At 67.7% G+C, this 14,463-nt stretch carries 12 protein-coding genes; 7 read left to right on the top strand and 5 right to left on the bottom strand.

Annotation, left to right across the window (positions count from 1 at the left end; translation table 11 throughout):
• Nucleotides 1-31 precede the first annotated feature (31 nt).
• Nucleotides 32-1,150 carry a BTAD domain-containing putative transcriptional regulator gene (locus tag AB0N05_RS18230; protein WP_364695005.1) on the top strand — a complete coding sequence of 373 codons (1,119 nt, stop codon included), beginning with the start codon at nucleotides 32-34 and terminating at the stop codon, nucleotides 1,148-1,150.
• Nucleotides 1,151-1,289: 139 nt separating this feature from the next.
• Nucleotides 1,290-2,747: a DUF4185 domain-containing protein gene (locus tag AB0N05_RS18225; protein ID WP_364695002.1), complete on the top strand. Its 1,458-nt coding sequence runs from the start codon at nucleotides 1,290-1,292 to the stop codon at nucleotides 2,745-2,747.
• 61 nt (nucleotides 2,748-2,808) lie between these two features.
• Here AB0N05_RS18225 and AB0N05_RS18220 read toward each other — a convergent pair whose 3' ends face one another.
• The gene (locus AB0N05_RS18220; RefSeq protein ID WP_364694999.1) at nucleotides 2,809-3,870 is read right to left on the bottom strand and encodes a fused (3R)-hydroxyacyl-ACP dehydratase subunits HadA/HadB; all 1,062 of its coding nucleotides are present in this window, start codon (nucleotides 3,868-3,870) and stop codon (nucleotides 2,809-2,811) included.
• 231 nt (nucleotides 3,871-4,101) lie between these two features.
• Entirely contained in the window at nucleotides 4,102-6,486 is a 2,385-nt protein-coding gene (locus tag AB0N05_RS18215; protein WP_364694996.1) for a hypothetical protein, read from the bottom strand.
• Nucleotides 6,487-6,566: 80 nt separating this feature from the next.
• On the opposite strand from AB0N05_RS18215, the gene AB0N05_RS18210 reads away from it, so the two are divergent.
• Entirely contained in the window at nucleotides 6,567-7,001 is a 435-nt protein-coding gene (locus AB0N05_RS18210) for a DUF3151 domain-containing protein (RefSeq protein ID WP_364694993.1), read from the top strand.
• Between the two features lie 35 nt (nucleotides 7,002-7,036).
• The gene (locus AB0N05_RS18205) at nucleotides 7,037-8,164 is read left to right on the top strand and encodes an FUSC family protein (protein WP_364694990.1); all 1,128 of its coding nucleotides are present in this window, start codon (nucleotides 7,037-7,039) and stop codon (nucleotides 8,162-8,164) included.
• A 223-nt stretch (nucleotides 8,165-8,387) separates the two neighbouring features.
• Here AB0N05_RS18205 and AB0N05_RS18200 read toward each other — a convergent pair whose 3' ends face one another.
• Nucleotides 8,388-9,170, bottom strand: a complete 783-nt coding sequence (locus AB0N05_RS18200) for a site-2 protease family protein (protein WP_364694988.1) — start codon at nucleotides 9,168-9,170, stop codon at nucleotides 8,388-8,390.
• A gap of 136 nt (nucleotides 9,171-9,306) precedes the next feature.
• Entirely contained in the window at nucleotides 9,307-9,969 is a 663-nt protein-coding gene (locus AB0N05_RS18195) for a hypothetical protein (protein ID WP_364694985.1), read from the bottom strand.
• Nucleotides 9,970-10,242: 273 nt separating this feature from the next.
• Between AB0N05_RS18195 and AB0N05_RS18190 the strand changes: the two genes are divergently transcribed.
• Nucleotides 10,243-11,532, top strand: a complete 1,290-nt coding sequence (locus AB0N05_RS18190; RefSeq protein WP_364694982.1) for an adenylosuccinate synthase — start codon at nucleotides 10,243-10,245, stop codon at nucleotides 11,530-11,532.
• 261 nt (nucleotides 11,533-11,793) lie between these two features.
• On the opposite strand, the gene AB0N05_RS18185 is transcribed toward AB0N05_RS18190, so the two are convergent.
• Nucleotides 11,794-13,293 (bottom strand): PLP-dependent aminotransferase family protein, encoded by a 1,500-nt coding sequence (locus AB0N05_RS18185; protein WP_364694980.1) that lies wholly within the window; start codon nucleotides 13,291-13,293, stop codon nucleotides 11,794-11,796.
• A gap of 61 nt (nucleotides 13,294-13,354) precedes the next feature.
• Here AB0N05_RS18185 and AB0N05_RS18180 point away from each other — a divergent pair, with 61 nt between their 5' ends.
• Nucleotides 13,355-13,657: a hypothetical protein gene (locus tag AB0N05_RS18180; RefSeq protein ID WP_364694977.1), complete on the top strand. Its 303-nt coding sequence runs from the start codon at nucleotides 13,355-13,357 to the stop codon at nucleotides 13,655-13,657.
• Nucleotides 13,658-13,835: 178 nt separating this feature from the next.
• Entirely contained in the window at nucleotides 13,836-14,396 is a 561-nt protein-coding gene (locus AB0N05_RS18175) for a methylated-DNA--[protein]-cysteine S-methyltransferase (RefSeq protein ID WP_364694975.1), read from the top strand.
• Nucleotides 14,397-14,463: the final 67 nt, after the last annotated feature.

Raw genomic sequence — 14,463 nt, 5'->3', positions numbered from 1 at the left:
GCGCGCCGCGGTCTCTAATGAGGCAGGTGGCATGACTGTCGATGTACGGGTGCTAGGTCCCGTGCAGCTCTTGGTCGCCGGTCGGCCTGTGCCGGTCGGCGGCCCGAAGCCGCGTGCGCTTTTGGCGGCGCTCACCGTGAATCGGCGGCGGGCGGTGTCCTCGCAGGCGCTGGCGGACATCGTCTGGAACGACGATCCGCCGGACTCCTATCAGGCCAGCCTGCAGGTGTTCGTCTCGAACATCCGCAAGATGCTGCGCAATGCCGGGGCGGAACCGACGGCGCTGCTGCGCACCGAGGCCGCCGGATACCGGCTGGAAATCCCCGATGACCACTGCGATCTCGGGCGATTCGAATCCATTCGGCGCACCGCCACCGTGGCCGCCGAATCCGGCGACCACGCCAATGCGGCCCGGCTCTACGGCGACGCGCTCGCCGAGTGGAGCGGCCGCGCCCTGGACGATCTGTCCGGGCTGTCCTTCGCCGAGAGCTTCGCGACCGCCATGGACGAGGAGCGGCTGCTCGTCGCCTCCGCGCGCATCGATGCCGAAATCGCCTGTGGGCGAGCCTCATCGGTGGTGGGTGAACTGGTGGCCATGACGAATGCGCATCCGCTGCGGGAACCGCTGTGGGCGCAGCTGATCACCGCGCTGTACGTGACCGGGCGACAGGCCGACGCGCTGGAGGCCTGTCGGCGGGTGCGCGGCGTGCTGTCGGAGGAACTGGGCATCGACCCCGGGCCCGCACTGGTCGCCCTCGAACAGCAGGTGCTGCGCCAGGAACCCTTGATGACCGGGCAGATCGCCGAGGTCGAGCGCATGGCCAAGGCCATGACCGAGACCGTCACCGAACTACCCCGGGCGGTGCGCGCCGGACAGCTGATGATGGCGGACGGTCGCATGATCCCGATCGGCGTGAACGGCATGAAGATCGGCCGCATGACCGATAACGACCTGGTCCTGGACGACCCCAAGGCCAGCCGCTACCACGCCCACATCATGCCCAGCCGGGCCGGATTGATCTGCAAGGACCTGCATTCCGCCAATGGCGTGTACATCAACGAGGAGCCGATCGAGAGCGCCGCGGTGCTCGCCGACGGGGACGCCATCCGGATCGGCGCGACGGTGCTGATCTTCCAAGCCATTCGGTAGGGATCATTCGGCAGGGATCATCGCGGGCGCGATATCGATTCGGTTGATCTTGGGCGAGTGCCTGTGGCGCGGCCGGGCTCGGGGGTAGGGTCACCGACCGGACGTGTCCGATGTGACCGATTGTCGAGAGGTTGGGTACATGGCCAAGCGGCTGCTGGCCGTTGTGGGAGCCGTCGTGTTCGGTGCCGGGTTCCTGGTGTCCGCGAACCATCCGGCCGCCATGGCGGAAAGCGAAGCGGCGGATCCGATCCCGGGTATCGGTCCCTGCTCGACCGATGCCACGCCGCAGCACGAATCGCTGGTGCCCAAGACCCTGGAAGTGCCGGTGACCTACCCGGCGATCACCGTGGATCCTGGACCGCCGGTGGAGAACACCAAGCGGATCACTATGGAGCTGCCCTCCAATCCTTGCGTGAACCCGTGCCCGGATCTCACGGATCTTCCGGCCGCGCCGCCCAGTCTCACTGAGCAACTGGGGATTCCGCGCCTCATCCTGCATCCACAGGCCTTCAATTTCGCCTTCCCCAACCCGAACCCTCCCGCGGTGCCGCCGGGCCCGGAGCCGGTCAGCCCGCCCACCGAAGCGGCACCGCAGGTCGCGGCCCGACAGGCGCCGGAGGTCTCGCAGGTGCGCGAGGTGGCCAAGCTGACCGGGGCGAACTCGGTCAACCGCACCGATAAGCGCTGGCAGGTGCAGGGCACCGACCTCGGCATCTTCTGGGAGAGCAAGCCCGGTGAGGTCGCGATCGCCTTCGGCGACACCGTCGGCCGCGACTTCCATCCGCCGGGCGGCATGGGCGAGGACTGGCGCAGCAATCTGCTCGCCTTCAGCAGCGACCGCGAACTCGGCGACGGCGTCGTCTTCGATCGCATGGTCACCGACGACCGCTGCCACGCCGCCGAACTACTGAGCAGCAAGAAGCTCGACAATATCGAGATCACCACGATCCCGACCTCGGGCTTCGCGATCGGCAACCGGCAGTACATGAGCTACATGTCCATTCGCACCTGGAACAGCATTCCGGGCACCTTCTACACCAACTACGGCGGCATCGCCTACTCCGACGACCACGGCGAACACTGGACCAAGGACCCGCACGCCAAGTGGGACAATATCTTCGGCGTCTCCAACTTCCAGGTCGCGGCCATGGTGCCGCAGGGCGACTACGTGTACATGTACGGCATACCCAACTCGCGGCTCGGGGCGGTCGGATTGGCGCGAGTGCCGAAGGATCAGGTACTCAATACCACCGCCTACCAGTACTGGAAGGACGATGCGTGGACGCCGTGCGGTGAATTCGTCACCGCCTCAACCGTTGTCGACGCACCCGCCGGAGAACTCTCGGTCCGCTACGACGCGGCGCGCGAGGTATGGCAGATGAGTTACCTGGACACTGCCAAGGCGGCTCTGGTTGTGCGGGAATCGGATTCGCCGCAGGGCGTCTGGTCCGACAGCGCCGTCACGGTGAGCGCGCTCCAATTCCCGGAGCTGTACGGCGGTTTCATCCACCCGTGGTCCACCGGCAGCGACCTGTACTTCACCATGTCGACCTGGAGCGACTACAACGTGTATCTCATGCACGCCACCCTGAATTGAGCTTCGGAGACACGAAAAGGGCGGGCCACGTAGTGATTACGTGGCCCGCCCTTTCGGTGGATCAGGAGAGGCGAACCTCGGCGACGGCGCGGCCGAAGAGCTTCTTGCCCTCCGAGGTAGCGCCCAAAATGAGGCTGGCGGTGCCGTTTTCGGCATCCACCGACTTCACCTTGCCGGTGAATTCGATCGGGGTGGGTGCGGTCGGCTCGACCGGGACGTAGCCCGCGAAGCGCACGCTGAACTTGGTTAGCGCGGCCGGGTCACCCAGCCAGGAGACCAGGTAGTCGGCGGTCAGGCCCATGGTGAGCATGCCGTGCGCCACGACGGTCGGCAGACCGGCCAGTTGAGCGGCGGTGTCGCTGAAGTGAATCGGGTTCGGGTCGCCCGAGACGCCCGCGTAGTTGACCAGATCGCCGCGGGTGACATGCACCTTGCCCGCGGGCAGTTGGGTTCCGGCCGCGAGGGTGTCGGCGGGCACGGTGTACACCGGGCGGGCCGGGGCCGGATCGGCCAGTTCGGCCACTTCCTCCGGCGCGAGCAGGATCAGGCCGGCCGGGTTGACGAACTCGGAGTCGGGGTCCTCGACGTGACCGTGCATGACCACGCCGCCCATGGTCGCCACGGCGGCCGGGTCGAGCTCGGTGCCGAGGCGGGCCACGATCGTGGTGATGGAGACCAGGACCGGCAGCGACTGCGCGTCGATCAGGGTGACCTTCACGGTGATGAAGTCGTTGTCGCCGAACTCCTGACCGCGGCGCTGGCGGATGGAGTCCACGACCACGTCGACCGTCAGCTTGTCACCGGCCAGGATCGGGCGGTGGTACTCGAAGGTCTGATCGATGTGCAGGGTCTGCGCCACGTCGTATTCGGTGAGCACCGTGCCGATCAGGGATCGGGTGGTGGCCGCGCCGATCACCGAGGCGAAGGTCGGCGAGGCCAGCAGGCTCGCATAGCCCAGCTTCACGGCGTCGTCCTCGCGGTGATGGGCGGGATGATCGTTGCGCACTGCCCGAGCGAATTCGCGGATCTTCTCGCGGCCCACGTCGTAGTGATCGCGGACACGGAAGTGCCGGCCGACCAAATCGGCGGCGGTGGCGGTGACCGCCTCTGCCGTTTCCGGCATGGTGTTAGCTCCCTGCAAATCGAAATCCGGAGGGCCCGCGCCACTTCGGCACGCAAACGACACCTGCGGCTGTGAGCCGCCAAGGCGTTGAAAAAGCCGCGATGGCTGGCCCAGACAATCCGGCACATATTACTGGCGAGTCGGACTGGTGACCAGGTGTTTGTGACGCTTATCGCGAAAAGGTAACGGCCCCGGCGGAGGTGTCCGCCGGGGCCGCTACAGGTGCGCTAACTACTGCCCGGTGGGCGGATCGCACACCTTCCAGCCGTCATCGGTCTTCTTCAGATCGAAGGTCCGCACCGACTGCTTACCCGGGTCCGCCTCGGTGAACACGGTGGCCGACGCCAGCGCCGCATCCCCCGTGATCTTGATGGCGTCGATGCTCTTCACCACCGGAATGCTCTTCTGCTCCTTGGACGTCCGGTACACGCCCGCGAACTGATCCGCCGAAATCTTCTGATAGAACTCGTGCTGCGAGCCACAGGTGACCCCGCGCAACTTATCCAGATCCCCCGAGCTCAACCCATCCGTATAAGTCGTAATAGCCGTCTTCACCAGCGCCTCCGGCGAACTGCTCGCCGAATTCTTCACCACCAGACCAACCACCACGCCCACCACGACCAGCAGCGCCACCACGGCCGCCCCGATCAACAGCTTCTTGTTCTTCCCCTCGCCGCCAGCCTGGACCGAATCCTCGGCACCCTTCTCCCCGGCGGCAGGCACCCGCTGCGGCTGCGCGACACCCCGCGCCCCACCGCCCTGCGGTCCACCTTGCCCGGGCCCGGCCTGCTGGCCGCCCTGAGCCGGAGCCTGCGCACCCTGCCCGTGGCCCTGCGGTCCACCATGGCCGGGCTGTCCACCTTGGGCCGGTCCGGCCCCTTGCTGCGCACCCGCACCGACCCGCTGCGGCCCGGCAACCCGAGCCCCACCAATCGGCTGAGCGGGCATGGTCGGCTGATTATCCGCAGGCGAAGGCGCGGAAGCCGGACGCCGAGGCCCCATCGGCGGCCGCGGCGGCGAAGGCCGAGTCTCCTCGACAATCCCACCCGACCCAGCCACACCCTGCAGCGGTCCACCTTGCGCGGGTCCGCCTTGCGCGGGTCCACCCTGTCCGGGCGCACCCCCGCGCGGCCCCGCATTCCGAGGCCCGACATTCCCCCGAGGAGTCTGCGGCGGCTTCGTGACAGCCCGCCCCTGCGGCCCGGAAACCCGAATCTTCTCGGTCGCCTGATCCCCGGTCACGATCGGCAACATGGTCGTAGCCGCATCCGCATCCCCCGAAACCTGCTGCATGGCAACAGTCTTCGCGTCCGCGTTCCCATCCTGCGCGCCATCGGCCTGGTCCGCACCGGCAGCCGCTTGCGCGGCGTCGGTCGGCCGACCCGAATCGGACTGTCCGCCAGCCGCTTCCGCGTCACCCCGAGGTTGGGCCGGGTCCTGGGCACCGGACGATTTGTCGCCCGATAAGGAGTCTCCGGCCTGACCGCCCTGCTGGGCGCGCCCGGCCGGATCCGCCGACCGACCCGAATCGGCCTGTCCGCCTACGGCTCCCGCCGCCCCTCCGGCGGCACCGGCCGCGGCTTGTGCGGCACCGGACTGCTTCGCACCGCCCTGCTGCCCGGCCGAGCCTTGACCGCCGCCCGCACTCGAAGCAGGCGGCGTGCCCGCCCCGGACTTCGATATCGGAGTGGTTGCGTCGCTCGCCCTCTCGGGGCTGCCGCCATCGGACCGATCGGCGGCACCTCCGGCCTGGCTTGCACCGCCACGCGAAACGGACGGCTGCACAGTCTTGAACTGCGTGGTGGGTGGGTCAGCCGACACCGAGGCCTGCCCGGCTCCACTCGGGACCCGCGGCTGTGACGCACTGGCACTCGCGGGTTGGCCGGAGCCGCCCGGATTGCCCGATTGCTTGCCCGGGGCGCCGGAGGCATCCGAAGACTGTGCCCCGCCGGGTAATTGAGCGTCGACAGAACCGGGTGCGCCCTGCTGCTGTCCCGCGGACTGGCCGCCGGAGTTGCCCGGTTGCTGTCCTCCGGCGCGGGCGGCCGCGGGAGGCTGTGCCGCGCCGGGAATTTGACCCGCGGATCCGGGTGCGCCTTGCTGCTGCCCTGCGGCGGGGCCGCCGGGGTTGCCCGGTTGTTGGGCTGCCGCGGGGGGCTTTGATGCGCCGGGTGATCGAGCGCCTGCCGGTGCGGGAGCGGCCGGTTGCTTGCCTGCGGGGGGCTGGGGTGCGTCGTTCGGGCGAGTCGCGCCCGGGTTTTGGAAGCGGGAGGCGTCGCCGCCGGGGCCATTCGGGCGCGGGGCCTCGTACTTGATGGTTGCGAAGCCGGAGGCGGCCGGAGCCGGGCGGTTCGGGGCGTCGGACGCGGGTGATTGCGGTGCGCCGGGGTTTGCGGACGGACCTGAGCCGGGGGTGCCCGCCGGGGCAGAGCCAGGGGTGCCCGAGCCGCTGGCCGGGTTGGGCTGGGGCGATGTGGGGTTGGGGCGGGGGGTGGTGCGGATTACCTCGGTGGCTTCGGCATCGGGGGAGGTGGGGGTGTCCTGGTCGGCGCCCTTGGCCGGGGTTGCCGGATGGGCAGGGCCCTGTGGCTTCTGGTCGTCGTTCGAGTCGGACACGCGCTACCCCTCGCTTCGGCGGAACTGTATTCGACGGTCAGCCTACTGAGCATTCGGGCGGTCGGTGCAGAATGATCGGCATGACCTCCTTCGGTGATCTGCTCGGACCGCAGCCCGTCTTGCTTCCGGAAAACATCGACGCCGAGGATGCGCTGCTGGAAAAACAAGACCCCGTGCTGGTCGCGGCGGCGCATCCTTCGGCCTCCATCGCCTGGGCGCATCTCGCCGAGGCCGCCTGCGAACGCGGACAGGGCGAGGTCAATCACGACACCATCGCCGCCTACGCGTTCGCCCGCACCGGCTACCACCGCGGCCTGGATCTCTTGCGCCGCAATGGCTGGAAGGGCTTCGGCCCGGTGCCGTGGAGCCACGAACCCAATCAGGGCTTCCTGCGCTGCGTCGCCGTGCTGGCCAAGGCCGCCCGCGCCATCGGCGAAACCGACGAGTACGCGCGCTGCCTCGACCTGCTCGAGGATTGCGATCCCCGCGCCGCCGCCGAACTGGGGCTCGACTGAGCAGCTCGGATTCGACCAGTGGCCTAGGTACGGCCATGGACGCCGCCAGGGAGAGCGGCGTCCAGCGCATGCGCACCGCTGCCCTACGGGTGCGCTCTTCCTTGCTGCCGATCATCCAATGCGCGATCGGTGCGGGCCTGGCCTGGTTCATCGCGCATCACGTGATCGGCCATCCGCAACCGTTCTTCGCACCCATGGCCGCCATGATCTCGATCGGCGTGTCCTTCGGTGCGCGGCTGCGGCGGTCGGTGGAGTTGATCGTCGGCGTGGCGGTCGGCATCGGCATCGGCGACCTGTTCGTCTCCCAGGTCGGCACCGGCGTCTGGCAGATCTCGCTGCTGGTGATCCTGGCCATGAGCACCGCCGTCTTCCTGGACGGCGGCCCGATCATCACCATGCAGGCGGCCAGTTCCGCCGTGCTGGTGGCGACCCTGCTGCCGCCGCACACCGGCGGTGCGGGCCTGCGCATGGTGGACGCGCTGGTCGGCGGTCTGGTGGGAATCGTGGTGGCGGCGGCGATTCCGCTGCATCCGGTGCGTCGCGCCCGCCAGCAGGCGGCCGACATTCTCGGTGTCATGGGCAAGGCGCTCACCGAGACCGCGGACGGCCTGCTCGAACACGATGCGGACAAGATCAAGGAAGCGTTGGAGTCGGCCCGCAATACCCAGGCACCCATCGACTCCCTGCGCAATACCCTCGAGGGCAGCCGGGAGATCATTCGAATCTCCCCGCTGTACTGGAACTCTCGCGCCCGCCTGGACCGGCTGCGCGAGGCCGCCGACCCGCTGGACAATGCCATCCGCAATACCCGTGTCCTGCTGCGCCGCGCCCTCACCTCGGTGCGTGACGACGAGGTGCTCGATCCGCGACTCATTCAAGAGGTCGAGAAGCTCGGGCAGGCAGTGGATGTGGTGCGCCGCATGATGCTCGCCGAACCCGGCGACCAACCCGACGCCGCCGAGGCGACCCGCCAGCTGCGCTCGGTCGGCAAGGCCGCGACCAAGGATCTGGTGGACGGCGCGGGACTGTCCGCGCATGTCGTCTTCGCCCAACTGCGTTCCGTCGTGGTGGATCTCATGCAAGTCTGTGGCGTCCGCCGCCTGTCGGCCATGGCCCTGCTACCGCCGACCGTCCCGCATCCCTACGTGACACCCATCGACTGAGGACGCGCACACTGATCTTCGGGTAGTCCACTACTCGGGTTAATCCGATTGCGCGCCTCTAACGTTCGGAACAGGCCGGGTTCACGAGGGGTAGCCCGGCCCAGGATTCGCAATGATGGGTGGCAAGGGTCACCGCCGTGATTGCGAATGGGGCCGCCCGGGTATTTTCACCGGGTCGTCCGGGCGGCCCACCCAACCCGGAATTCGATTGTCCAGCGGCCTTTCAGAGCCAGAACCGGGTCAGCGTTCCGCCGTAACTCGGCCACCGTGACGGCACACCCGACAGGTCGAAGAGCGAATGGATCGCATCGAAGAACAACCTGTTGACCTCCGGCACGAACAGCAGCGCCACCAGAATCAGAATGCCGTACGGCTTGATCTGATCCACCGACCGCCGCGTCTTATAACTCAGCGACGGCTCCAGAATCCCGTACCCGTCGGTGCCGGGCACCGGGATCAGATTCAGGATGGTCGCCGTGATTTGAAGGAACGCAAGATAACTCAGCCCGTACCAGAACGCGGGATGCGAATACGAGCTGCCGTACACCTTCACGATCACCAGCAGCACGATGGCGCACACCGCATTCACCGCCGGTCCGGCACCGCTCAGAATCCGCTGCGTGCGCGGGCTGAACGAATGCGAATGCACATACACCGCACCACCCGGCAGCGCGAAGCCGCCGAGCGCGATGAACAACACCGGCAATCCGATCGACAGCAGCGGATGACTGTATTTGAGCGGGTTCAGCGTCAGATATCCGCGCACCTCGACTTCATGATCCCCGGCCCGCCACGCCACATACGCATGCGCGAACTCATGCAGGCAGACCGAGACGATCCAGCCCGCCACCACCATCACGAACACGCCGAATTGCGCTTGCCGCGACAGTAGATCGGCGTACCAGGCGAGCAGGCCGCCCGCCACCGTGATCAGCACGACGACCAGGAATATCGGGCTCGGCCGCACCGCCCCGGAGGCACGATCCACCGCGCGTGGGTAACTCACTTCGACAGCTCCAGCACTAGCAGCTCCAATGGCTCGACCGGTTGAACGATTTCGGCGCACCGGCCCGCACGTCCGGGCGTATTCCGGACTGGACGGCGTGGCAGCCGCCTCCATTCTGCGGCAAACCCCACGCCGGTCAGCGCACCAGCAGCCAGGGCTCGTGGTGTCGGTAGAACGTGGAGCGCGGCACGACCTTGTCGGTGGTCACGCCATCGCGGGTGACGACGGCGCCGCGCGTGCCCAATTGCGCCGCCCGCCCCTCGATCCAGCGGCGGCGGCGGAACAATCCGCGCTGCACGGTGGCCTGCAAGCCGGGCATTTCCAGGGTCGGCGAAATATGCAGGGCGGCGACCTTTCCGGTGAACAACCGGGTGTCGTCCACGTACGCCTCGCCCTCGAGCTTCTCCCCGCCCGCCCCGACCAGGGTGGCGCGACCGATCAACACCTTGCCGGTGTCGTCGCGAATCAGCGGCGTCTCCATGGCTTTACCCTCGAGCGCGCGCTTGGCGGCGGCCGAACCGGTGCCGGTCTGATAGGCGCGCGAACCATACGTGCGGTCCACCGGCACGAAACCGATTTCCACGCTGAGCCGTTCGGTGCGCAGCAGGTGGGTGAGCACCGCGGCCAGTCCGGCGTCCTCACCGAGCACGATCAAACGGGGCAAACTGTCGGCGGCCATGACCGGAAGCAGCTCATCCAATTCGGTGCCGGTCGGGATGGCCGCGGTCTGGGTGGTGGGAAGGGAAGCAAGCGCGATGGGTACCGGCGCGCCGTCGCAGCGGAGAACATGGGTACTCAACTGCCGCGCACCCTCCTCTGACCTGACAACACCAATCGCCTCGCTGCGTTTTCGCCGGACCCCCTGCCGGTCCGTACTCCCCGTGCCACCATAACCCCGCCGCAAACCCCACGCCGGTCTCGCTGCTCATCCGTTACTCTGTCCGCTTTGCCGCATGCCCAACCAGGCGGTATCGACAGGCTCCAGTAGACTGTCCCTCCGGCCACCGCCTTCTGACGGCGGGTAGCTGCAGCATCACCGGTGCTGCGCGTCGAACCCGTAGGAGACTTCGAAATGCCGGCAATCGTGCTGATCGGCGCCCAGTGGGGCGACGAGGGCAAGGGCAAAGCGACCGATCTGCTCGGCGACAGGGTCCAGTGGGTGGTGCGATACCAGGGCGGCAACAATGCCGGTCACACCGTCGTGCTGCCGAATGGCGACAGTTTTGCGCTGCACCTGATCCCGTCCGGCATCCTCACACCCGATGTGACCAACGTCATCGGCAATGGCGTCGTGGTCGATCCGGGCGTGCTGCTGGCCGAACTCGCGGGCCTGGAACAGCGCGGCGTGGACACCTCCCGCCTGCTGCTGTCCGCCGACGCGCACCTGATCATGCCGTACCACGTGGCCATCGATAAGGTCACCGAACGCTTCCTCGGCAATAAGAAGATCGGCACCACCGGCCGCGGCATCGGCCCCTGCTACCAGGACAAGGTCGCGCGTGTGGGCGTCCGCGTGGCCGACGTGCTGGACGAGAAGATCCTCACCCAGAAGGTCGAAGCCGCACTGGAATTCAAGAACCAGGTGCTGGTGAAGATCTACAACCGCCGCGCGCTGGATCCGCAGCAGGTGGTCGACGAGGTGCTCGAGAAGGCCGAAGGCTTCAAGCACCGCATCGCCGATTCGCGGCTGCTGCTCAACCAGGCGCTGGAGCGCGACGAGATCGTGCTGCTGGAGGGTTCGCAGGGCACCCTGCTGGACGTCGACCACGGCACCTACCCGTACGTGACCTCCTCCAACCCGACCGCGGGCGGCGCGGCCGTGGGCGCGGGCGTCGGCCCCAGCAAGATCACCACGGTGCTCGGCATCCTGAAGGCGTACACCACCCGTGTCGGCTCCGGCCCGTTCCCGACCGAACTCTTCGACGAGTCCGGCACCTACCTCGCCAAGACCGGCGGCGAGGTCGGTGTCACCACCGGCCGCGCCCGCCGCACCGGCTGGTTCGACGCCGTGATCGCCCGCTACGCCACCCGCGTCAATGGCATCACCGACTACTTCCTCACCAAACTGGACGTGCTCTCCAGCCTGGACACCGTGCCGATCTGCGTCGCCTACGAGGTCGACGGCAAGCGCGTCGAGGAAATGCCCACCACCCAAACCGATTTCCACCACGCCAAGCCGATCTACGAGGAAATGCCCGGCTGGTGGGAAGACATCTCGGGTGCGCGCACCTTCGAGGAACTCCCGATCAACGCCCAGAACTACGTGAAGCGCCTCGAGGAACTCTCCGGCGCCCGCATGTCCTGCATCGGCGTCGGCCCGGGCCGCGACCAGACCATCGTCCGCCACGACATCCTGGCGTAGCCTGCCCCGCTTCACATTTCGCCCCCGCTGCATTCACACGCAGTGGGGGCGAAACCATTTCCGGGGACTTCCCGGTCCTCACCGGGGAAGCCACCACGGAGAACATCGCGCGAATGCCACGTTGAAGGCGAAGGCCCCTCGTAGCCGACCTGGCGCGCGATGGCCGCGATCATTCGCGACGCGGTGAGGGAGCTGTGGTGGCGTGGATTCGGGCAAAATCCCGCCACCAGAGCTCCCTCACCGATGAGGCTCCGTTGTTGGTCAGTAGAGGGGAGCGAGGGGGGCGAGGGGGTCGGCGGCGTGGGGGGTCAGGGCGGCGTAGGTGGCGGCTATTGATTTCACGGCCAGGCGGAGTTCTGGCTCCTCGTGGGTGAAGGGGAGGCGGATGAAGCGTTCGAAGGCGCCCTGGACGCCGAAACGTGGTCCGGCCGCGAGTAATACGCCGTGGTTGGGGGCGGTGGCGGCCAAGGCGGTGGAGACGGGGGCGGGGAGTTGGGCCCAGAGGGACATGCCGCCCGCGCCGGGGGATACGCGCCAGTCGGGGAGGTCTTCGGCCAGGGCGTCCAGGAGGGTGGCTCGGCGGGAACGGAGTTGTTCCTTACGGGTGGTGAGGATTTCGTTCTCGTGCTGGAGCAGGTGGACGGTGGCCAGCTGATCCATGACGGGGGTGCCGAGGTCCACGGTGGAACGGGTGCCGAGCAGTTTGGCGATCAGGTTCTGGTTGGCGCGCACCCAGCCGACGCGCAGGCCACCCCAGAACGACTTCGAGGCCGAACCGATGGTGACGATCTCCGAACCGCGGGCGAAAGACGCTGCGGGAGGCATGGATTCACCCTCGGTGAGGTTCAGGTCCACCATGGATTCGTCGACGATCACGGTCATCCGGGTCTCGCGGGCGATGGCGGCCAGTTCGGCGCGCTCGTCCGCGGACATGAGCAAGCCGGTGGGATTGTTGAAGTCCGGGATCAGATAGGCGACGCTGGCCGCGGTCTGCCTTGCGGCGCTGCGAATTCCGTCCATATCCCAGCCGTCGGGGCGCATCGGCACCGGCACCGGGCGCGCACCCACATCGCGAATGGCCTCGATGGCGTTCGGATAGCTGGGGTGTTCGATGAGCACCCGTTCGGCGGGGGTGGTGAGCACATTGAGCAACAGGCGCAGGCCGTGCTGCGCGCCCAGGGTGATCAGGATCTGATCCGGTGCGGTGGGCACGCCGCGATCGGTGAAGCGGCGGGCCAGCGCCTCGCGGAGCAGGAGTACGCCGACCGGGTCCATGCCGTGCGTGCCGAGATAGGTCGGAAGTCCTTGCAGGGCATAGGAGTACGCCTCGGTCATCTGCGGCGGGGCGGACATGGCCGCGTAGGTGAGGTCGACGGTGGCCACCTCGGGCTGCGCCATCATGGCCAGGATGCTGCGCGCCGGTTTGGTGCCGTCGTGCACGACCGTCGGCGGCAGCGCCACCGTGCTGCGGGAACCCTGCCGGCTGATCAGATAACCGTGCTCGCGCAGCAGCGTGTACGCGGAGGTGACGGTGGTGCGGCTGACCGCCAGGGTGGTGGCCAGATCGCGTTCGCTGGGCAGCGCGACGCCGAGGGGCGCGCGCCCATCGTGAATGAGGAGCCGGATGCTTTCGGCCAATGCCACATACGCGGGGCGGGTGGGGCGCTTGGCGCTGTCGGCCGCGGGCGCGCCGGGCTCGTCGTGCCGCCAGCGGCCCAGGTCGCGGGTGAGACTGGCCGCGCCGATAACTCGTGTCGCCATACAGGCCAGTATCCGGGTACTGGATATTTAATTCAAGTCCAGATCGGTCCAGTATTGAGACATGTTCGCTCTACTCGTTTCCCTGCTGGTTGTAGCCGCTTTCGCCGGACTGGTGTACCGGTTCGCACCCACGTCGGGTGAGCGTTGGGGCATTCTCCTCGACCGCTACCGCCCGAATGCCCCCATGTCGGACTGGTCAGTCGGCGAATATGAAGCCGCGCGCCAGTATTCGGACCTGGCCGCTATCCAGGCGCACCGCGAAGTCCCTGCCCCGCGCAGCTACGCCGAATCGGTCCGCCGCAAGTCCGGCGTCTTCTCCGATCTGGCTAATATCCCCTGCCGAGGAGAGACAGTCCAGTTCTAGGAAACTGGCCCTGAACTTCACAGTCCTATCGAGCCAGGCCACTCCCTCCGGCCTGGCTCGACTGCTGTCCGGACCAACCCCGCCTGGGTTCTGTGTGATGGCCGTAGTCGCACCCGAGGATCCAGGCGGGCTCCTGCCGTCCGACAGGCTTGTCGGTGGCAGGGTGCAAACTGGCCTTATGTCCGCTTCGGATCGTCCGCTCGCGTCGGCGGCGCTCTTCGACACCGCGATCGGCACCTGCGCGATTGCCTGGGGCGCTTCCGGCGTCTTCCGCTTCGCCCTCCCCGACGGCGATCCGGAGTCCACCCGCGCCTACATCCTGCGCCGCCACCGCACGGTCGATATTCGCGAAGCCGACCCCACCCCCGAAATCGCCGAGGTCATCACCCGAATCCGCGCCCACCTCAACGGCGACCTCGACGACCTCCAGTGGATCCCCCTGGACATGGCCGCCCTCAATGACTTCGACCGCGCCGTCTACGCCGTGACCCGAGCCATCGCCCCCGGCCACACTCTCAACTACGGTGCCGTCGCCAACCGCATAGGCGCACCACACGGGGCCCAAGCAGTCGGCCAATCCCTGGGCCGCAACCCCATCCCGCTGATAGTCCCGTGTCACCGAGTCCTGGCCGCCGACAACGCCTTGACCGGCTTCTCCGCCCCCGGCGGCCTCACCACCAAACAGCGCCTCCTCGAAATCGAACGCACCCCCGGCTTCGGCGAACCCACCCTCTTCTGACCCGGCCACCGCGACCACTCGAGAACAACTCCGCACGCCCGCAAGGACGTTCGCGCCAGGTCACCGG

This window comes from Nocardia sp. NPDC051030 (assembly GCF_040683015.1).
Lineage (GTDB): Bacteria > Actinomycetota > Actinomycetes > Mycobacteriales > Mycobacteriaceae > Nocardia.
The sequence above is the reverse complement of the archived record's forward strand: the minus strand, read 5'-3'. Positions and strand labels throughout refer to the sequence as shown.

Excerpts from the sequence above, each read along its gene's own strand:
- AB0N05_RS18220 (WP_364694999.1), bottom strand. The coding sequence starts at position 3,870 with ATGCCGGAAACGGCAGAGGCGGTCACCGCCACCGCCGCCGATTTGGTC.
- AB0N05_RS18175 (WP_364694975.1), top strand. The coding sequence starts at position 13,836 with ATGTCCGCTTCGGATCGTCCGCTCGCGTCGGCGGCGCTCTTCGACACC.
- AB0N05_RS18185 (WP_364694980.1), bottom strand. The coding sequence starts at position 13,293 with ATGGCGACACGAGTTATCGGCGCGGCCAGTCTCACCCGCGACCTGGGC.
- AB0N05_RS18190 (WP_364694982.1), top strand. The coding sequence starts at position 10,243 with ATGCCGGCAATCGTGCTGATCGGCGCCCAGTGGGGCGACGAGGGCAAG.
- AB0N05_RS18205 (WP_364694990.1), top strand. The coding sequence starts at position 7,037 with ATGGACGCCGCCAGGGAGAGCGGCGTCCAGCGCATGCGCACCGCTGCC.
- AB0N05_RS18180 (WP_364694977.1), top strand. The coding sequence starts at position 13,355 with ATGTTCGCTCTACTCGTTTCCCTGCTGGTTGTAGCCGCTTTCGCCGGA.
- AB0N05_RS18225 (WP_364695002.1), top strand. The coding sequence starts at position 1,290 with ATGGCCAAGCGGCTGCTGGCCGTTGTGGGAGCCGTCGTGTTCGGTGCC.
- AB0N05_RS18210 (WP_364694993.1), top strand. The coding sequence starts at position 6,567 with ATGACCTCCTTCGGTGATCTGCTCGGACCGCAGCCCGTCTTGCTTCCG.
- AB0N05_RS18230 (WP_364695005.1), top strand. The coding sequence starts at position 32 with ATGACTGTCGATGTACGGGTGCTAGGTCCCGTGCAGCTCTTGGTCGCC.